The organism is Sphingomonas paucimobilis NBRC 13935 (assembly GCF_000739895.2).
Lineage (GTDB): Bacteria > Pseudomonadota > Alphaproteobacteria > Sphingomonadales > Sphingomonadaceae > Sphingomonas > Sphingomonas paucimobilis.
On record NZ_BBJS01000030.1, the window covers coordinates 1 to 17,385 of the forward strand.

Here is a 17,385-nt window from a genome sequence, read left to right on the forward strand (position 1 = left end):
GGGTTATCCAAAGCGGTCAACAGCTTTTTTTCACATCAGGGTCATTTTTCTTGCGCTGACCTGACATATCCCGCGTCTAGGCTTCCCGGCTCACCTCCACAGGGGGCTCCTCCTCCACCTGATCACTATAGTGACGCGCGAGCATAGCGCAGGCGATCAACTGGATCTGGTGGAAGAGCATGACGGGCAACAGGATGACGCCGACCTGCGCCGCCGGGAACAGGACGCCCGCCATCGGCACGCCCGAAGCCAGGCTCTTCTTCGATCCGCAAAATTGCAGGACGATCGCATCCGCACGGGGCAGTCGCATGAGACGCGCGATCCCGAGCGTCAGCATCAGCACCACACCCAGCAGCAACAGGCAGATCAGCAACAGCCGGCCAAGATCGCCCGGAGACACTCGCGTCCACAGTCCTTCGACCACTGCCGCACCAAAGGCGGTATAGACGACCAGCAGGATCGAGCCGCGATCGACCAGCGTCAGCATGGCCTTATGCCGCCCGACCAAGTCGCCAATCCAGGGACGTAGCAAATGGCCGATGACGAACGGCGCGAGCAATTGCAGCACGATCCCTTCGACCGATGCGAGCGATATGCCGCCGCTGCCGTTCCCCTGCATCAGCACCGCAACGAAAGCCGGCGTCACCACGATGCCGAGCAGGTTCGAAAAGGACGCGCTGCAAATAGCCGCCGCGACATTGCCCCGTGCGATCGCCGTGAACGCGATGGACGACTGGACGGTCGACGGTAGCAGAGTCAGAAAGAGGATGCCGGCCGCCATAGACGGGTCGACACCGGGCAGTCGCGACAGGCCCAGCCCGAGCATCGGAAACAGACCGAACGTTACCGCCAACACCGCCAGGTGCAGCGGCCAATTGCGCACCCCCTGCCAAATCGCCTCGCGGGAGAGCTTGGCGCCATGCAGGAAGAACAGGAGTATGATGCCCGCATCCGCCATATAGCCGGCGAACACCGCAAAGCTGCCGCGCGCCGGGAAGAGGGTCGCCAGCAGCACGGTGCCCAACAGGCTCAGAACGAAAGGCTCGAAAACGGAAAACAGGCGCTTCAGCATCGGCGCTCCTATGACGGTGGAGCATGGGGTCAGACGGCCAGGCCGTTATCCCAGCAATCCGCGCCAGATAGGGTAGATTCGCTCGCCCTGCCATCCGCGATGGCTTGTGTTCGCCGTTGGAGCGCGAAGAAGCCGTTATTGGGATAAAAGCTATCGCCGCTGCAACGAACAGCACGAATCAAAACGGGGGGAGCGATGCCCGTATCGCTCAACCCCCGTCCCGATCGTCCGCCGGTGCCGGTCTTTCCGGCGGCTTCCACTCCCGATTATTGATTCGTCTTTATATTGGCTGACGACGTCTGCATTCCGTAGGGGAAATCAGGGCCAAAAAAAAGGCCGGTCTTGCGACCGGCCGGAAGTTTTTAGGAGAGGATGCCTGAAAGGCTCGTTCCTTTTGCGCCGCAGCAACGATTGATGCAATTGCAAGCTCGGCAAATGCACTTGCAGAAACTGCAATCACGTGCGTTCTCAGGGCGCAATCCGGCATGGCAGGGGAATGGCGGTGCTGTGCTTGATCTCTTCCATCGCAAACGCCGCGCTGACATCGACCAGTCGGACGCGGTCGATCAGCCGCTTATAGACCCGGTCATAGGCCTTGATGTCGGCCACACGGATCTTGAGCAAATAATCGATCTCGCCCGCCATCCGATAGAATTCAACGACCTCTGGCATATCGCTGACGGCACGGGCGAATTCGTCGAGCCAAGCGGCGCTATGCTCGGCGGTGCGGACACTGACGAAGACCGTCATACCGGCCTCCAGCTTTTCCGGGTCGAGCAGCGCAACGCGGCGCAGGATGATACCCTCTTCCTCCAACCGTCGGATGCGTCGCCAACAGGCATTCTGCGAGAGGTTCACGCGCGCGGCAATCTCCGCGACCGACAGATCGGCGTCGGTTTGCAGCTGAGCCAGAATCGCCATGTCAATTTTATCGATCATAAGCCGATATTATGGTATTTTTCCTCATACACCACCCGATATCACACCAGCTTTGGTATGATTTACCGTCATGGATGGCATATCCTTCGCTTGAGAAGGGATTTTATCATGATGGCGATCGCACCGGCACGGCCAAGCGAACAATCTGCGAGCCAGGCTTTGGGTATTACCGTGGCAGATCGCCCCGTCGATTACGGGTTCGTCGCCACCGCCCTCGCCGTGCTCGATCGTGATCGTCGCCGTTGCCCGGAAACGCCGCTGCTGACCCTGGCCCTGCCGGCTGCGCCGATGGTCGACCTTTATATGAAGGACGAGTCCGCGCATCCGACCGGCAGCCTGAAGCACCGCCTGGCGCGCTCTTTGTTCACCAGCGGGATCGTCGCCGGCGTGATCCGGCAGGGCCGGCCGCTGGTCGAAGCGTCATCGGGGTCGACGGCGGTGTCGGAGGCCTATTTCGCGCGGCTGCTCGCCCTGCCCTTCCATGCGGTCATGCCGGCCACCACCGCACGCGCGAAGATCCACGCGATCGAGGCGCAGGGCGGCCAATGTCATCTGGTCGAGCCCCATCGGCTTTATGACGAAGCCCGCGATCTCGCCGATGCACTGGGCGGCGTGTATCTCGACCAGTTCACCAATGCCTCCCCCGCGACCGACTGGCGCTGCGACAATATCGCCTCGGCCATCCTGGCGCAGATGGCGGGCGAGCCGCATGCGATACCCGAATGGATCGTGGCGGGTGCCGGGACCGGCGGGACCGCCGCGACGATCGGCCGGCATTGTCGTTATCGCGGGGTCGCCACCCGGCTTTGCGTTGCCGATGTCGAGTATAGCGCCTTTTACCAGGGCTATCGCGACAATGATGCCGCGGCGCGCTGCCCCCTCCCCTCGCGGATCGAAGGCGTCGGGCGGCCCCGCGTCGAGCCGTCCTTCCTGCCGGGTACGATCGACCGGATGATGAAGCTGCCCGATGCGGTGTCGATCGCGGGAATGCGCGTGGCCAGCGATCTGCTGGGCCGGCCGGTCGGGCCGTCGACGGGCGCGAATTTCGTCGCCGCCGCGCTGCTCGCGCTCGACATGACGGCCGAAGACCGGGCCGGATCGATCGCCACGCTGATCTGCGATCACGGTGCACGCTATGCCGATTGCCACCATGATCGGCGCTGGCTGACCGCACAGGGGCTTGCCGAAAGCGTCGACGTTGCCGAGATGAGGCTGCGAACCATGTTGCTCAAGGACGCCGAATGACGACCAATCCCCTTCTGGCTGATACCGACCTTCCCGATTTTGCCGCCGTTCGGCCCGAACATCTGGTACCCGCGGTCGAGACGCTGATCGCCGACGCACGCGCCGCCGCCGATCGCATCGGCGGATCGAACGCCAGCGATTTTGAGAGTGTCGTGCTGGCCAGCGAGCGCGCCGGCTTTGCAATCGCGCGCGGCTGGTCGCCGGCCAGCCATCTCCATTCGGTCGCCGACACCCCCGAACTCCGCGCCGCCTATGCCCAGGCGCAGGCGATGCTCGCCGAATATGGCATGGAGGCCGGACAGGATCCGCGCATGTTCGCCGCCTTCAACGGCGTCGATCTGGCGCCCTTGAGCGAAGCCGAGGCGCGTAGCGTCGCGCTGACCCGCCGCGATTTCCGCCTGTCAGGCGTGGCGCTGGATGAGGAGGCCAAGGCCCGCTTCCGCGCGATCGGGGTCGAGCTCAATCGCCTGTCCACCGAATTCGGCAATGCCGTGCTCGATTCGACCGAAGCCTGGAGCGAGCATATCACCGACGAGGCGATGCTTGCCGGGCTGACCGACAATGCCAAGGCGATCCTGGCCACCTATGCCGCCGAAAAGGAATTGGAGGGCTGGCTGGTCACGCTGCGCGAGCCCAGCGTTCAGGCGATCCTGACCCAGGCGGACAATCGCGAGCTGCGTGCCCGCGTCGCGCGCGCCTATGCCACTCGCGCCTCCGACCAGGCCGCCGATCCGCAGCATGACAATTCGGCGCGGATCGAACAGATTTTGGCGCTGCGTCACGAGGCCGCGCAGTTGCTCGGCTTCTCCGACGCCGCCGCGCGTTCGGTCGAGACCAAGATGGCGCAGTCGGCGGACGAGGCCCTGGCCTTCCTGTCGGACTTGGCGACCCGTGCGCGTCCGCTGGCCGAGCGCGAGATCGAGGACGCCACCGCCTATGCCAGCGCCAAGTTCGGCATCGCCAAGCTGGAACCCTGGGACATGGGCTACGTCGCCGAGCATATGCGGCGCGAGCGCTTCGGCGTCGATCGCGAGGCGATCCGCGCCTACTTCCCCCTGCCCCGCGTGATGGAGGGCACGGTCGCGCTGATCGAGCGCCTTTATGGCGTGCGGCTGGTCGAGCGAGCGGACGTGTCGGTGTGGAATGCCGATGTCCGCTATTATGATGTGCAGGACAAGGACGGCGCGGTCATCGCCGGCGTCTATTGCGACTTCCATGCCCGGGCCGGCAAGCGGGGCGGCGCCTGGATGGATGTCTGCCGTCCGCGCTTCCGCGATGCGGATCGCTTCCATCGGCCCATCGCCTATCTGGTCTGCAATTTCCCCCCGGTGACGGGCGACAAGCCTGCGCTGCTGTCGCACAGCGATGTCGTCACGCTGCTGCACGAGTTCGGCCATGTGCTGCATCATCTGCTGACCGAGGTCGATCTGCCCTCGATCGGCGGGATTTCGGGCGTCGAGTGGGATGCGGTCGAGCTGCCCAGCCAGTTCATGGAGAATTTTGCCTGGGATCGCGACACGCTGACCGCGTTGTCGGCGCATGTCGACACCGGCGAGCCGCTGCCCGAGGCCCTGTTCGCCAAGATGCTGGCTGCACGCCGCTTCCAGGCCGGCTTGTTCCTGCTCCGTCAGATCGAATTCGCGACCTTCGATCTGAAGTTGCACCGCGATTTCGATCCGGCACAGGGCAGCCGCGTCATGGACGTCCTGAACGCGGTTCGCGCCGAAGTGGCGGTCATCCACCCGCCGGCATGGAATCGCTTCCCGCACAGCTTCAGCCATATCTTCGCCGGTGGCTATTCGGCGGGCTATTACAGCTATTTGTGGGCCGAACTTCTGTCTGCCGATGCCTTTGCCGCCTTCGCGGAAGAAGGCCAGGCGGCGGGCGATCGTTTCCGTCGCGAGGTTCTGGCACGCGGGGCCAGCCGTCCGGCGGCAGAGAATTTCCAGGCCTTCCGTGGTCGCGCGCCCAAGCCGGATGCGCTGTTGCGCCATCACGGCCTGGCAGCCTGATGATTCCGTCGGATGGAGCTTCACGGCTCCATCCGACAGGGACGGCGCAAGCTAAGAACAAAATATTCCTTATTATAACCCAGTTTATACAGAAAGACGGCCGCCGACTTCCCTTCTGTACCAGCCATTAACTCTCCCTGGCCCATCTGGACCGCAGGAGGATGAGCCGTGAGCGGATCGGAACAGATTGATTTTGAACAGAGACTGGCCGCGTTCGACTATAGCGCGCAAAGCTATGTCACCTTCCCGATGGTTAAGCGGGCCATTGAGCGCCATGCCCCCGCCGCACTGACCGCACTGTATCGCCATATTGCCGGTACATCGCAGATCCGCGGCCTGTTCGCCTCGCAGGCGCGGATGGATCATGCCCGCGACAAGCAGATGGAGCATTGGCGCAAGCTGTTCTCGCGCCCGCTCGACCGCGACTATGCCGCCGCCTCGACCCATATCGGTCAGATCCATGCCAAGATCGGCTTGGCACCGACCTGGTATATCAGCGGCTATGCGCGGATGCTGGAATATGTCCTGCCCAAGCTGATCCTGGGGCGATTGCTCTGGCCCTTCGGTGGCCGCCGCCGGGCGCGTGCCGCGACCGCGCTGGTCAAGGCGTCGCTGATCGACATGGACATCGCGCTGGCCGCCTATTTCGAGGCCGAACAGGCCGGCCGCCGCGCCGTGATCCAGCGGTGCGAGGCGGTGTTCGACCGTATGGCCCAGGGCGACCTCACCGCCTCGCTCGACGGCCTGCCCGCCGAATATCAGGCGCTGGCCGACAGTTTCGAGGCGATGCGCACCCAGATGTGCGCGACGCTGGGCGTGGTGACCCATTCGGGGGAGCAGATTCGCGTCGGCTCGGGCGATATCCGCCAGGCCTCCGACGATCTATCGGACCGCACCAAGCAGCAGGCCGCTTCGCTCGAGGAAACCGCCGCCGCCATGCAGCAGATCACGACCACCGTTCGCCAGACCGCCGATGGCGCGTCACAGGCCAATCGGATTGTCGGCGAGGCCCGCAACGAGGCCGAGGAATCGGGCGAGATCGTCCGCCGCGCAGTCGAGGCGATGAGCGGGATCGAACGCGCCTCCACGGAGATCAGCGAGATCATCTCGGTCATCGACGGGATTTCGTTCCAGACCAATCTCCTGGCGCTGAACGCCGGGGTGGAGGCCGCTCGCGCCGGTGAGGCCGGCAAGGGCTTCGCCGTGGTGGCGAGCGAAGTGCGTGCGCTGGCGCAGCGGTCGGCGGAAGCTGCCAAGGACGTGAAGACGCGGATCATGGCCTCGTCCGATCAGGTCGCCGCCGGCGTCGAGCTGGTCAACGAGACCGGGGAGGCGCTGCAGCGGATCATCGGCCGGATCGGCGAGATCAGCGATCTGGTTTCGCGCATCGCCGCCTCCGCCGGCCAGCAGTCGATCGGGTTGCAGCAGGTCAATACCGCCATGTCCGAGATGGACAGCGTGACCCAACGCAACGCCGCGATGGTCGAACAGGCCACCGCCGCCGCCCGCAGCCTGGCGCAGGAAGCCGAGGTGCTGGCCCGTGAAGTGGCGCGATTCCAATTGGCTGACAGAGGCGGTGATCCGGGCAATCCGGTCCATCGCCTGCAAAGACGCCTCGCCGCCGCCTGAGCCATGCCAGCCATGCCGCGCCCCGGTGAAAGCCGGGGCGTTTGGCATTTATCGCTTCCTGGAGGACCACGTTCACTATTCCTCCCCTGGCAAGGGGAGTGGCAGGTCGAAGGCCAGACGGAGGAGTGTCACGGCTGGCGATCCAAGGTCTCGATCACGCCTAGCCGATCATGGTCCCGCCCCGCAAAGGATAGAGCCTCAGGCAGGATACGCAAAAATCCGCCCACCGGCATGGCCGTGGCGGTCGTGACATCATCGCTATCGAAAGGATGGTGGAGCCGAGGGGGATCGAACCCCTGACCTTCGCAATGCCATTGCGACGCTCTCCCAGCTGAGCTACGGCCCCATCGATATAAGCGAGACTCCGGCGGGAGCGGGTCTGGCTGCCAGCGTATCAGATCACGCTGCATGTCCGGCGGAATGGTGGAGCCGAGGGGGATCGAACCCCTGACCTTCGCAATGCCATTGCGACGCTCTCCCAGCTGAGCTACGGCCCCATTCCGCTGTGGAGGCAGCCCAGTAGCGGGGCCGCCGGGGCTCGGCAAGCACTTTTTTCAAGCGCCTGCCGAACCCCGTCAGACGATCAGTGCTCGTCTTCCTCGCTGGACGTTTCCACGCCCAGATCGTCGTCGCCACCCAGATCGACTTCATCGTCGGGCGAGGGTTCTTCGTCCTCACCGGTGATGTCCAGATCTTCGTCGTCACCGCCCGCCAGATCGCTGTCGGCTTCCTTGTTCTCGGGCTTGTTCTGCTCGAAGGGCAGAGGCTGCTTCGACTTCAGGATGGGTTCGGGCTCCCACTGCGTCCCGCAATTGATGCAGGTGACGGGGTCGTCCTTTTCGAGGTCGTAAAAGCGCGTCGCGCATTTCGGGCACGTACGCTTCGTGCCCCATTCCGGCTTGATCATGCCGTTCATCACCTTTCGGATTGGGTTTTCCGCCGGAGCGAAAAGTGGGCGCGCCTTGCCACAGCGCAAGCCCCCTGTCAAAAGCCCGCGCCATCTATGGCGCATTCCCTTCCCCAGCCTCGCACCGTGCGAGCCGCCGCCGCTCTTCGCGGCACCATCGTCGTTCCCGGCGACAAATCGATCAGCCACCGCTCGCTGATGCTCTCCGCGCTCGCGGTCGGTGAAAGCCGCGTCGAGGGGCTGCTGGAGGGCGAGGACGTACTCGCCACCGCCGCCGCGATGCGTGCGATGGGTGCCGACATCGTCCGGCAGGATGATGGCGTATGGGTCATCCACGGCGTCGGCGTGGGCGGACTGCTCCAGCCCGAGACCGCGCTCGACATGGGCAATTCCGGCACCTCGACGCGTCTTTTGATGGGCCTGGTCGCCAGCCACCCGATTACCGCGACCTTTATCGGCGACGCCTCGCTGTCCAAGCGCCCGATGGGCCGTGTCATCGAACCGCTGTCGCAAATGGGCGCGCAGTTCCAGGATACGCCGGGCGGCCGCCTGCCGCTGATGGTGCGCGGGATCAGCCCGGCGGTGCCGATCCGCTACACCCTGCCCGTTGCCTCGGCGCAGGTGAAGTCGGCGATCCTGCTGGCGGGCCTCAACACGCCGGGCGAGACGACCGTCATCGAGCCCATCGCGACACGTGACCATAGCGAGCGGATGCTGGCGGGCTTCGGCGCCGACCTGACCGTCACCCCCTCCCCCGAAGGTCGGATCATCACGATTCGCGGTGAGGCCGAGTTGAAATCGCAGAATATCATTGTGCCGGGCGATCCCTCCTCGGCCGCCTTTTGGCTGGTCGCCGGCTCTATCGTGCCGGGTGCGGATGTGACCATCACCAATGTCGGCATGAACCCGACCCGCACCGGCATCATCGCCGCGCTGAAGATGATGGGCGCCGACATCACCGAACTCGATTCGCGGATCGTCGGTGGCGAGCCGGTTGCCGACCTACGCGTCCGCCACGCCCTCCTCTCGGCGATCGAGGTTCCGCCCGAACTGACACCGAGCATGATCGACGAATATCCCGTGCTGTTCGTCGCGGCGGCCTATGCCAGCGGCACGACCATCGCGCGGGGCGCGGAGGAACTGCGCGTCAAGGAATCGGACCGCATCACCGCCATGGCGGAGGCGCTCGGCGCGTGTGGCGTCCCCTGCCAGGAATATGAGGACGGCATGGCCGTCACCGGCACCGGCGGCGAACCCATTCCTGGCGGTGCGACCATCGCCACCCTCCTCGACCACCGCATCGCCATGAGCATGACCATCGCCGCACTCCACGCGCGCGAGCCCATCACGCTGGACGATGCAGCCCCGGTCGCGACCAGCTATCCGGTCTTCTTCGACACGCTCGAGAAGCTGGGAGCTTTCGCATGATCATCGCGGTCGACGGCCCGGCGGCGAGCGGCAAGGGCACCATCGCCCGCGCGCTCGCCCGGCATTATGGGCTGCCGCATCTCGACACCGGCCTCCTCTATCGCGCGGTCGCAGCGACGGTCCGCCAGATGCATCTTGACCCCACCAAAGAGGCCGATGCCGTCGCGGCGTGCAGCTTCGACGATAGCCTGCTCGCCGATCCGGCCCTGCGCGATGACGAGACGGGCAAGCTCGCCTCGGTCGTCTCGGCGCATCCGCTGGTCCGCGCGGCGCTGCTCCAGCGGCAGAAGCGTTTCGCCAACCAGCCGGGCGGCGCGATCCTCGACGGGCGGGACATCGGCACGGTCATCGCCCCCGATGCCGATGCCAAGCTGTTCGTGAAGGCCAGCCCGCAGGTCCGCGCCCGGCGGCGGCATAACGAACTGGCGGCCAACGGTTCGACCGTGACCTTCGAACAGGTGCTCGCCGATATCCGCGCCCGCGACGAACGCGACAGCGGGCGGGCGACAGCGCCCCTGACCCAGGCAGCGGATGCCGCGGCGCTGGACACCTCCAGCCTGACGATCGACGCGGCGGTCGCCCGCGCGATCCAGTTCGTCGATGCGCAAGTGGCGGCAAAGGCGCGTCCCTAAGATTCCTCCCCTTGCAGGGGAGGAATAGTCAGCGCCTCCCTTACCTTGCGCAAAACCGCCTTTTCCGCTATAGAGCCCCCGCTCGCGGACCCTGTTCCGCGGAGAGGCTGACGCGCGGGCCCATTCCCTCGCGTCCTTTCCGCATTTGTGCGGACCGCCGCTTTTCCGTGTTTCAGTCACATCTTCGAGCCTGGTGGCGTCGACATGGGGTCGGCGCGGCCATCGACGAAGGCGGAGCCGAATATCCGACCGGAGGCGAAAAACTCTCAGGAACTTAACCCTTTTATGGCAACCAACCCCCAGCCCACGCGCGACGATTTCGCGGCGATGCTCGATGACATGTTCGGCGGTGCCGACAGCTTCGAGGGTCGCGTCGTGCATGGCACCGTCACCGCGATCGAAAACGACATGGCCGTCATCGACGTCGGTCTGAAGTCGGAAGGCCGTGTGCCCCTCCGCGAATTCGCTGCCCCCGGCCAGAAGGCCGACCTGAAGGTCGGTGACGAGGTCGAGGTCTATGTCGACCGCGTCGAGAACATGCACGGCGAAGCGATGCTCAGCCGCGACCGCGCGCGCCGCGAGGCCGCCTGGGACAAGCTGGAGCTCGAATTCTCGAAGTCGGCCCGCGTCGAAGGCGTGATCTTCGGCCGCGTGAAGGGTGGCTTCACCGTCGACCTGAACGGCGCCGTGGCGTTCCTGCCCGGCTCGCAGGTCGATATCCGCCCCGTCCGCGACGTCACCCCGCTGATGGACATCCCGCAGCCGTTCCAGATCCTGAAGATGGACCGCAAGCGCGGCAACATCGTCGTGTCGCGTCGCGCGGTCCTGGAAGAGACCCGCGCCGAGCAGCGTTCGGGCCTGATCCAGAGCCTGGCCGAGGGTCAGATCATCGATGGCGTCGTCAAGAACATCACCGATTACGGCGCGTTCGTTGACCTGGGCGGCATCGACGGCCTGCTGCACGTCACCGACCTGTCGTACAAGCGCGTCAATCATCCATCGGAGATGATCGCGATCGGCGACACCGTGCGCGTCCAGATCATCCGCATCAACAAGGACACGCAGCGCATCTCGCTCGGCATGAAGCAGCTCGAGAGCGATCCGTGGGATGGCGCCGGCGCCAAGTACCCGGTCGGAGCCAAGCTGTCGGGCCGCGTCACGAACATCACCGAGTACGGTGCGTTCGTCGAGCTGGAGCCGGGCATCGAAGGCCTGGTCCACGTGTCGGAAATGTCCTGGACCAAGAAGAACGTCCATCCGGGCAAGATCGTCTCGACCTCGCAGGAAGTCGATGTCGTGGTCTTGGAAGTCGATCAGGAAAAGCGCCGCATCAGCCTCGGCCTCAAGCAGGCTCAGGCCAATCCGTGGGAAGCGTTCGCCGCTGCCCATCCGATCGGCTCGACCGTCGAGGGCGAAGTCAAGAACGCGACCGAGTTCGGCCTGTTCATCGGCCTGGACAACGATGTCGACGGCATGGTCCACATGTCGGACATCGCCTGGGGCGTGTCGGGTGAGGATGCCCTCAACCTGCACCGCAAGGGCGAAGTCGTTCAGGCCGTGGTTCTGGACATCGACCCCGAGAAGGAGCGTATCTCGCTCGGCATGAAGCAGCTCGAGCGCGGCGGCCCCGTCGCCGGCGGCGTGGCTGCGGCTGGCGATCGCCTGAACAAGAACCAGGTCGTCACCGTGACCGTCCTCGAAGTCCGCGACGCTGGCCTCGAAGTCCAGGCGGGCGACGATGGTGCGACCGGCTTCATCAAGCGCACCGATCTGGGTCGCGACCGTGACGAGCAGCGCCCCGAGCGCTTCCAGGTCGGCCAGAAGTTCGACGCGATGGTCACCGGCTTCGATCGTTCGAAGAAGCCGACCTTCTCGGTCAAGGCGATGCAGATCGCCGAAGAGAAGCAGGCGGTGGCTCAGTATGGTTCGTCCGATTCGGGCGCATCGCTGGGCGACATTCTGGGCGAGGCGCTGAAGGCCCGCACGCAGAAGTAAGGTCCTGGAACCGGGGCATGTTTTTCGCTGACATGTCCCGGTTCTGTCCATATTGGGCTGACAGAAGCTTGATCGTATAATAAAACTACTTTCAGCAGCGAGAAACACAGGTTAGGAACGGCAGGTCTATAGCTTGGGACTAGACGATGATCCGTTCGGAACTGGTGCAAAAAATTGGTCAGCATAATCCGGGGCTTAACCCGCGTGAGATCGAGCTGATCGTCACGATCTTCTTTGACGAAATCACCAAGCGACTGGCGGCGAACGGCCGCGTCGAACTTCGCGGTTTTGGTGCCTTTTCCACCCGCGCCCGCGACGCCCGTACGGGCCGCAATCCGCGCACCGGCGAGACGGTCGACGTCGTTGCCAAGCGCGTTCCCTATTTCAAGCCCGGCAAGGAAATGCGTGCGCGCCTGAACGTCGAGGGCTGACGTACCAGTCCTTTGGCACAGGAAAGTGCGACGTCCGCCTTGTGACGGGGCAGCAAGATCGCTCTTTGCTTGACCTTCGCGGCATCCTCGTCTCTTCCTGTCCTCGTGCGCGGACGTGGCGAAACCGGTAGACGCTGCCGACTTAAAATCGGCTTCCTATGGAGTGCGGGTTCGAGTCCCGCCGTCCGCACCATCCTGCTCGGTACCGCCCTGCTTTCCGTTGCGGCCTGCGGGCGACGGGCCGATACGGGCCCGGTCGTCGTCAGCGCCGTCGAGCAAGGCGATCCGGCACCGCGCATGGTGGGCGCAATGCCGGGGCCGGGCGATGGCGACGTGCCGCACCGGCTGTTGCGTGACTCCCTTGCACAAGGGTTGGTCCGCTTCGATGCCAGCGGCCAGATCGAACCGGGCCTGGCCGAACGCTGGATCGTCATTGATGACGGCGGCAGCTATATTTTCCGACTGCGCGACACCAAGTGGAATGACGGGACACCCGTCACGGCCGAGCAGGTGGTCGCTATTCTTCGTCGGATGGTGTCCAACCGATCGGGCAATCCACTGGCGCTATTTCTGACGGCGATCGATGAGATCGTCGTCATGACGCCGCAGGTGATCGAAGTACGTCTGTCGCGCCCTCGACCCGACCTGCTGAAACTGTTCGCCCAGCCCGAAATGGCGATCATTGATCGCACCCGCCATGGTACGGGGCCGTTCCGGATCATCCGCTCGGGGCCGCCGCTGATGCTGCGGCCCATTCCCGATCCCCGCCGCGCCGACCCCGATGAGGACGCCGGGCCGTCGCCGGAAGAGGATGTCGCGCTCTTTTCCGAGCCGGCGGCGCGCGCCCTGCTCCGCTTTTCGCGTGGCCGATCCGACGCGATGCTGGGCGGCCGGTTCGCCAACTGGCCGCTGCTCGACCCATTGAAGATCAGCCCCGCGGCGATCCGCGTCGATCCCGCCGCCGGCCTGTTCGGTTTCGCGATCGCCAATCGCGAGGGTTTTCTGAGCGACCCTGCCAACCGTCAGGCTCTGTCGGCGCTGTTCGATCGACAGGCGATCCTGAACGCCATTGCACCCAATTGGGACGCGACCGACCGGCTGCTGCCCGATACGCTCGATTCGGATGCGCCGCCTCAGGTGCCCAACTGGGCTTTGCTGACCCTGGACGCGCGGCGTGCAGCGGCTCGGGCTCGCGTCGTCACCTGGGGTCAGCCAGTCGTGATGCGCATCGCCCTGCCGCGCGGACCGGGCGCGAACCTGCTCTATGGCCAGATCGGCGCGGCGTTGATGTCCGTCGGGATCATCCCGGAACGCGTTGCGATGGATGCCCCCGCCGACCTGCGCCTGGTCGATGCCGTCGCGCCCTTCGACAGTGCCCGCTGGTATCTGGCGATGGCCTGCGCCCCTTGCGGTGACGACGCCCACGCGGCGATCGACAAGGCGAGACTGGCCCCCACGCTGGCCGAACGCAGCGCCGCCATCGCCGCCGCCGATGCGGCGGTCAACAGCGACGTCCCCTTCATCCCGCTCGCTCGGCCCTTGCGCTGGTCGCTCGTCACCAACCGGCTGCGGCAATATCAGGCGAACAGCCGGGCGTGGCATCCATTGAACCGGCTGCGCACCGACACCAATTGATCGGGATGGCAAAGGCATCCCCTATCGATCCCACGGCGTTCGACGCGTTACCGCTCGACAAGAGCATCGCCGCCAGCCGTCAGCGGATCGAGGCGATGGAAAAGCTGCTCGAAGGCGTGGTCGTTCTGCCCGGCATCAACCGTCCGATCGGGCTGGACGTCATGCTGGGGTTGATCCCCATTGTCGGCGACATCGCGGCGGCGGCGCTGGGCAGCTATATCATCTGGGAAGCGCGCAATCTGGGCCTGTCCAAATTCCATATGGCGCGGATGATGGCCAATGTCGGCTTCGACGCGGTGCTGGGCTTCATCCCGCTCGTGGGAGACGCGGCCGACATCATGTTCCGGTCCAACACCCGCAACCTGCGGATCATCCGCAAGCATCTCGACAAGCATCACCCTTCCACCGTGACGGTGGAGGGATAATCCACCGCGATCAGCGACCGCCGCGCCAGATCTTGATCGGCGCGTTCGGCTGAAGCCCACCCTGATGCGCCGGGCAGCGGGTGTAGCGGAACGCCTTGTTGAGGCAGATCCAGATTTCGTCGAGCCAGTCCTCGCGCGTCGCCGTCACGCGCATCATGTCCGCGCTCATGCCCCGGTTTGCTGCTGCGATGGCGCCCGCCAGATCGGCCGCGGTCAAGCCATGGCGGCGCGACAGAGCATTCATGTCGGGAAAGCGCAGGCCATGATACAGGGCATTGGACTGCCGGAAGTAGCGCCCCGGGCTATAGCCGGGCATGCAGGTGCCATGCTTGGCCCATTCATGCTGCATCAACTGTGCGGACGGCGTGGCGCACATATGACGGCGGACCACGGCGGCGGGCAGGATGCCGGTCGGTTTGCAATATTGCGGCCAGTCCTTTCCCTCGCCATCGGGCCATAACCCGTGCAGGGTGAAGCCGAAACGATTACCGGTGCCGCACTGGAAACGGCTATCCCCCTTGGGATCGCGGCAATATTGCGGGCTCCAGGTGATCGCCAGTGTGTAGCTGCCGATCGGCAGCACGCGCGTCGGCTGGCTGGCGCTAGGCAGGTCGGGGCGGATCCTCGGGATGGCGCCGGGCGCCCGGCATTCCAGGGTCTGCGCACCCGCCAGTTGCGGCGCGGCCAGCATCGCCAGCCCGATCAACACCGTCTTCATGCTTCGTCCACCTCCGCCATCGCACGATACCAGGCCAGTGCGTTGGGCCGCATCAGCATGACCACGGCGACCAGCGACGCCGCCGCCTGCACCGCCGTCAATACGCCGAACAGTCCCTCGGCCACCGCGCCGACCGAAATCTGATACAGGAACCCGCTGAGGTTCAACACGGTCATTACGACCAGCAGCCCCAGACCCAAGCGGCTCGCCCGCCGCGTCGTCAGCAGCGTGGCGAGCAGGAACAGACCGATCAACAGGCCATTGGCGAACACCGCCACGCCCACCCCGGCCTGCGCTACCGTGTCGCCCCAGCCCAGCACCGCCAGTATCACCAGCAGGACGATGGCGAACAGCGACAGGCGCTCGCCCAGGATCACCGATTTCGGTCGCACGCGTGCCTTCCCCTCTGTCTTCAAAACCCGTCGCCGCTCAGGCGGTGGCGAAATCCAGTCCGATATCCGCCGCCGGCGCCGACTGGGTCAAGCGGCCGACACTGACATAGGTCACGCCCACCTCGGCGATCGCGCGAATGGTATCGAGCCGAACGCCGCCTGACGCCTCGGTCGGCACGCGACCGGCGACCAGCGCCACGCCCTCGGCCAGCCGCGCCGGGCCCATATTGTCGAGCAGCAAATGCGTCGCACCGGCAGCCAGCGCCGGTTCGATCTGATCGAGCGAATCCACCTCGACGATGATGCGGGCGATGCCGGCCGCCTTAGCCGCTGCAACCGCAGGGCCGATACCGCCTGCGACCGCGACATGATTGTCCTTGATCATCGCCGCATCCCACAGGCCCATGCGGTGGTTCTGCGCCCCGCCCATGCGGGTGGCGTATTTCTCCAGCAGGCGAAGACCGGGGATCGTCTTGCGGGTATCGAGCAGGGTCGCCCCCGTCCCAGCAATCGCCGCGACATAGGCCGCTGTCATCGTCGCGATGCCCGACAGATGCTGCACGGTGTTGAGCGCGGACCGCTCGGCGGTCAGCATCGCGCGCGCCTGGCCCGACAGGCGGAGCAATTCGGTGCCTGCCGGAACACTCGCCCCGTCCTCGACCAGACGTTCGATCACGACATCCGGATCGAGCCGGCGGAAGAACGCGTCGGCGATGGGCAGCCCGGCGACGGTGATCGCATCGCGGCTGGCCATGGTGCCGACGAAGCGCGCCTCAACCGGGATCACGGCCGCCGAGGTGATGTCCCCGCCCGGCCCCAGATCCTCGGCCAGCGTCGCGGTGACGAAGGCGTCGAGGTCGAAGCCCTGGATCACGCGCGCACTGGGCCCAAATCGCCCTTGCCGACCGTGGCGCTCGCCAGCGTCAGCATGGCGTCGAGGCTCTTCTTGGCCTGAAGCCGCAAGCCTTCCTCGATCTCGACGCGCGGGGTCAGATCGCGGAGCGCCAGATACAGCTTCTCCATCGTGTTCAGCGCCATGTACGGACAGATGTTGCAGTTGCAGTTACCGTCCGCACCGGGGGCGCCGATGAAGGTCTTGCCGGGCATCGCCTTTTGCATCTGGTGGATGATGTGCGGCTCGGTCGCGACGATCAGCGTGTCGCCGGGAACGGTCTGCGCGAACTCCAGGATGCCGCGGGTCGATCCGACATAATCGGCATGATCCAAGATCACCGCCGGGCATTCGGGATGCGCGGCGATCGGCGCATCAGGATGCTGGGCGCGCAGCTTGAGCAACTCGGTCTCGCTGAACGCCTCGTGCACGATGCACACGCCCGGCCACAACAGCATGTCGCGACCGGTCTTGCGCAACAGATAGCCGCCCAGATTGCGGTCGGGGCCGAAGATGATCTTCTGCGCGGGGTCGATCTGCGCCAGGATCTGCTCGGCCGACGAGGAGGTGACGATGATGTCGGACAGTGCCTTCACCTCGGTCGAGCAGTTGATGTACGTCAGCGCGATGTGATCCGGGTGCTGGGCGCGGAACTCGGCGAATTGCTCAGGCGGGCAGCTATCCTCCAGACTGCATCCGGCGGCCATGTCGGGCAGCACGACGATCTTGTCCGGCGACAGGATCTTCGCCGTCTCCGCCATGAAGCGCACGCCGCAAAAGGCGATGACGTCGGCATCGGTCGCCTGCGCCTTGCGGCTGAGGTCCAGGCTATCGCCGACGAAATCGGCCAGATCCTGAATCTCGGGCTTCTGATAATAATGGGCGAGGATGACGGCGTTGCGTTCCTTGCGGAGCCGATCGATCTCAGCGCGCAGGTCGAGGCCCGTCAGATTCGTCTGGATGGTCATGATCCCTCCCCTAGGGGCAAGGCGATGCCCCGACAATCGGGGACATGCCTATGGACGCGGCAATA

16 protein-coding genes and 3 tRNA genes are annotated in these 17,385 nt (G+C 65.1%); 10 read left to right on the forward strand and 9 right to left on the reverse strand.

Annotation, left to right across the window (positions count from 1 at the left end):
• Nucleotides 1-76: 76 nt before the first annotated feature.
• Nucleotides 77-1,072: a bile acid:sodium symporter family protein gene (locus SP6_RS09720; protein ID WP_007405791.1), complete on the reverse strand. Its 996-nt coding sequence runs from the start codon at nucleotides 1,070-1,072 to the stop codon at nucleotides 77-79.
• 468 nt (nucleotides 1,073-1,540) lie between these two features.
• Nucleotides 1,541-2,011 carry an Lrp/AsnC family transcriptional regulator gene (locus SP6_RS09725; RefSeq protein ID WP_037569140.1) on the reverse strand — a complete coding sequence of 157 codons (471 nt, stop codon included), beginning with the start codon at nucleotides 2,009-2,011 and terminating at the stop codon, nucleotides 1,541-1,543.
• A gap of 171 nt (nucleotides 2,012-2,182) precedes the next feature.
• Between SP6_RS09725 and SP6_RS09730 the strand changes: the two genes are divergently transcribed.
• The 3 genes from SP6_RS09730 (at nucleotide 2,183) to SP6_RS09740 (ending at nucleotide 6,897) form a co-directional block, all read left to right on the forward strand.
• On the forward strand, nucleotides 2,183-3,256 hold the full coding sequence (locus tag SP6_RS09730; protein ID WP_158005327.1) for a PLP-dependent cysteine synthase family protein: 1,074 nt from the start codon (nucleotides 2,183-2,185) through the stop codon (nucleotides 3,254-3,256).
• On the forward strand, nucleotides 3,253-5,268 hold the full coding sequence (locus tag SP6_RS09735; protein WP_007405841.1) for a M3 family metallopeptidase: 2,016 nt from the start codon (nucleotides 3,253-3,255) through the stop codon (nucleotides 5,266-5,268). Before SP6_RS09730 ends, SP6_RS09735 begins: the two co-directional genes overlap by 4 nt.
• A 168-nt stretch (nucleotides 5,269-5,436) precedes the next feature.
• A complete protein-coding gene (locus SP6_RS09740; protein WP_007405852.1) occupies nucleotides 5,437-6,897 on the forward strand; it encodes a globin-coupled sensor protein in 1,461 nt (486 codons plus the stop codon).
• Between the two features lie 270 nt (nucleotides 6,898-7,167).
• Here the strand turns inward: SP6_RS09740 and SP6_RS09745 are convergent.
• From SP6_RS09745 to SP6_RS09755, 3 genes are all read right to left on the reverse strand, one after another.
• Nucleotides 7,168-7,243: transfer RNA gene (locus SP6_RS09745), tRNA-Ala, on the reverse strand.
• A 75-nt stretch (nucleotides 7,244-7,318) separates the two neighbouring features.
• Nucleotides 7,319-7,394, reverse strand: a tRNA-Ala gene (locus tag SP6_RS09750).
• Between the two features lie 86 nt (nucleotides 7,395-7,480).
• Nucleotides 7,481-7,804, reverse strand: coding sequence for a TIGR02300 family protein (locus SP6_RS09755; RefSeq protein WP_037569181.1), 324 nt, complete (start codon nucleotides 7,802-7,804; stop codon nucleotides 7,481-7,483).
• A 96-nt stretch (nucleotides 7,805-7,900) separates the two neighbouring features.
• Here SP6_RS09755 and aroA point away from each other — a divergent pair, with 96 nt between their 5' ends.
• From aroA to SP6_RS09790, 7 genes are all read left to right on the forward strand, one after another.
• Nucleotides 7,901-9,232, forward strand: a complete 1,332-nt coding sequence (gene aroA / locus SP6_RS09760; RefSeq protein WP_042468914.1) for a 3-phosphoshikimate 1-carboxyvinyltransferase — start codon at nucleotides 7,901-7,903, stop codon at nucleotides 9,230-9,232.
• Entirely contained in the window at nucleotides 9,229-9,864 is a 636-nt protein-coding gene (cmk, locus tag SP6_RS09765) for a (d)CMP kinase (protein ID WP_007405853.1), read from the forward strand. Before aroA ends, cmk begins: the two co-directional genes overlap by 4 nt.
• 285 nt (nucleotides 9,865-10,149) lie before the next feature.
• Nucleotides 10,150-11,859 (forward strand): 30S ribosomal protein S1, encoded by a 1,710-nt coding sequence (gene rpsA, locus SP6_RS09770; RefSeq protein WP_007405816.1) that lies wholly within the window; start codon nucleotides 10,150-10,152, stop codon nucleotides 11,857-11,859.
• A gap of 146 nt (nucleotides 11,860-12,005) precedes the next feature.
• Entirely contained in the window at nucleotides 12,006-12,290 is a 285-nt protein-coding gene (locus tag SP6_RS09775) for an integration host factor subunit beta (RefSeq protein WP_007405814.1), read from the forward strand.
• 109 nt (nucleotides 12,291-12,399) lie between these two features.
• A tRNA-Leu gene (locus SP6_RS09780) sits at nucleotides 12,400-12,483 on the forward strand.
• A 104-nt stretch (nucleotides 12,484-12,587) separates the two neighbouring features.
• On the forward strand, nucleotides 12,588-13,925 hold the full coding sequence (locus SP6_RS20395; protein WP_082052472.1) for an ABC transporter substrate-binding protein: 1,338 nt from the start codon (nucleotides 12,588-12,590) through the stop codon (nucleotides 13,923-13,925).
• Nucleotides 13,926-13,930: 5 nt separating this feature from the next.
• Complete coding sequence (locus tag SP6_RS09790; RefSeq protein WP_007405842.1) at nucleotides 13,931-14,350, forward strand: DUF4112 domain-containing protein; 420 nt, start codon at nucleotides 13,931-13,933, stop codon at nucleotides 14,348-14,350.
• 10 nt (nucleotides 14,351-14,360) lie between these two features.
• Here SP6_RS09790 and SP6_RS09795 read toward each other — a convergent pair whose 3' ends face one another.
• The 4 genes from SP6_RS09795 to nadA are packed head-to-tail and all read right to left on the reverse strand — an operon-like array spanning nucleotide 14,361 to nucleotide 17,320.
• Nucleotides 14,361-15,068, reverse strand: coding sequence for a ribonuclease T2 family protein (locus SP6_RS09795; protein ID WP_007405826.1), 708 nt, complete (start codon nucleotides 15,066-15,068; stop codon nucleotides 14,361-14,363).
• The gene (locus SP6_RS09800; RefSeq protein WP_007405837.1) at nucleotides 15,065-15,460 is read right to left on the reverse strand and encodes a hypothetical protein; all 396 of its coding nucleotides are present in this window, start codon (nucleotides 15,458-15,460) and stop codon (nucleotides 15,065-15,067) included. Before SP6_RS09800 ends, SP6_RS09795 begins: the two co-directional genes overlap by 4 nt.
• A gap of 37 nt (nucleotides 15,461-15,497) precedes the next feature.
• A complete protein-coding gene (nadC, locus tag SP6_RS09805; protein ID WP_007405804.1) occupies nucleotides 15,498-16,334 on the reverse strand; it encodes a carboxylating nicotinate-nucleotide diphosphorylase in 837 nt (278 codons plus the stop codon).
• Nucleotides 16,331-17,320 (reverse strand): quinolinate synthase NadA, encoded by a 990-nt coding sequence (gene nadA / locus SP6_RS09810; RefSeq protein WP_007405790.1) that lies wholly within the window; start codon nucleotides 17,318-17,320, stop codon nucleotides 16,331-16,333. Before nadA ends, nadC begins: the two co-directional genes overlap by 4 nt.
• Between the last annotated feature and the right edge of the window lie 65 nt (nucleotides 17,321-17,385).

Coding starts and splice junctions, on each gene's coding strand:
- cmk (WP_007405853.1), top strand. CDS start 9,229: ATGATCATCGCGGTCGACGGCCCGGCGGCGAGCGGCAAGGGCACCATC.
- SP6_RS09790 (WP_007405842.1), top strand. CDS start 13,931: ATGGCAAAGGCATCCCCTATCGATCCCACGGCGTTCGACGCGTTACCG.
- SP6_RS09755 (WP_037569181.1), bottom strand. CDS start 7,804: ATGATCAAGCCGGAATGGGGCACGAAGCGTACGTGCCCGAAATGCGCG.
- SP6_RS09725 (WP_037569140.1), bottom strand. CDS start 2,011: ATGATCGATAAAATTGACATGGCGATTCTGGCTCAGCTGCAAACCGAC.
- SP6_RS20395 (WP_082052472.1), top strand. CDS start 12,588: ATGGTGGGCGCAATGCCGGGGCCGGGCGATGGCGACGTGCCGCACCGG.
- SP6_RS09735 (WP_007405841.1), top strand. CDS start 3,253: ATGACGACCAATCCCCTTCTGGCTGATACCGACCTTCCCGATTTTGCC.
- rpsA (WP_007405816.1), top strand. CDS start 10,150: ATGGCAACCAACCCCCAGCCCACGCGCGACGATTTCGCGGCGATGCTC.
- aroA (WP_042468914.1), top strand. CDS start 7,901: ATGGCGCATTCCCTTCCCCAGCCTCGCACCGTGCGAGCCGCCGCCGCT.
- SP6_RS09795 (WP_007405826.1), bottom strand. CDS start 15,068: ATGAAGACGGTGTTGATCGGGCTGGCGATGCTGGCCGCGCCGCAACTG.
- SP6_RS09775 (WP_007405814.1), top strand. CDS start 12,006: ATGATCCGTTCGGAACTGGTGCAAAAAATTGGTCAGCATAATCCGGGG.
- nadA (WP_007405790.1), bottom strand. CDS start 17,320: ATGACCATCCAGACGAATCTGACGGGCCTCGACCTGCGCGCTGAGATC.
- SP6_RS09720 (WP_007405791.1), bottom strand. CDS start 1,072: ATGCTGAAGCGCCTGTTTTCCGTTTTCGAGCCTTTCGTTCTGAGCCTG.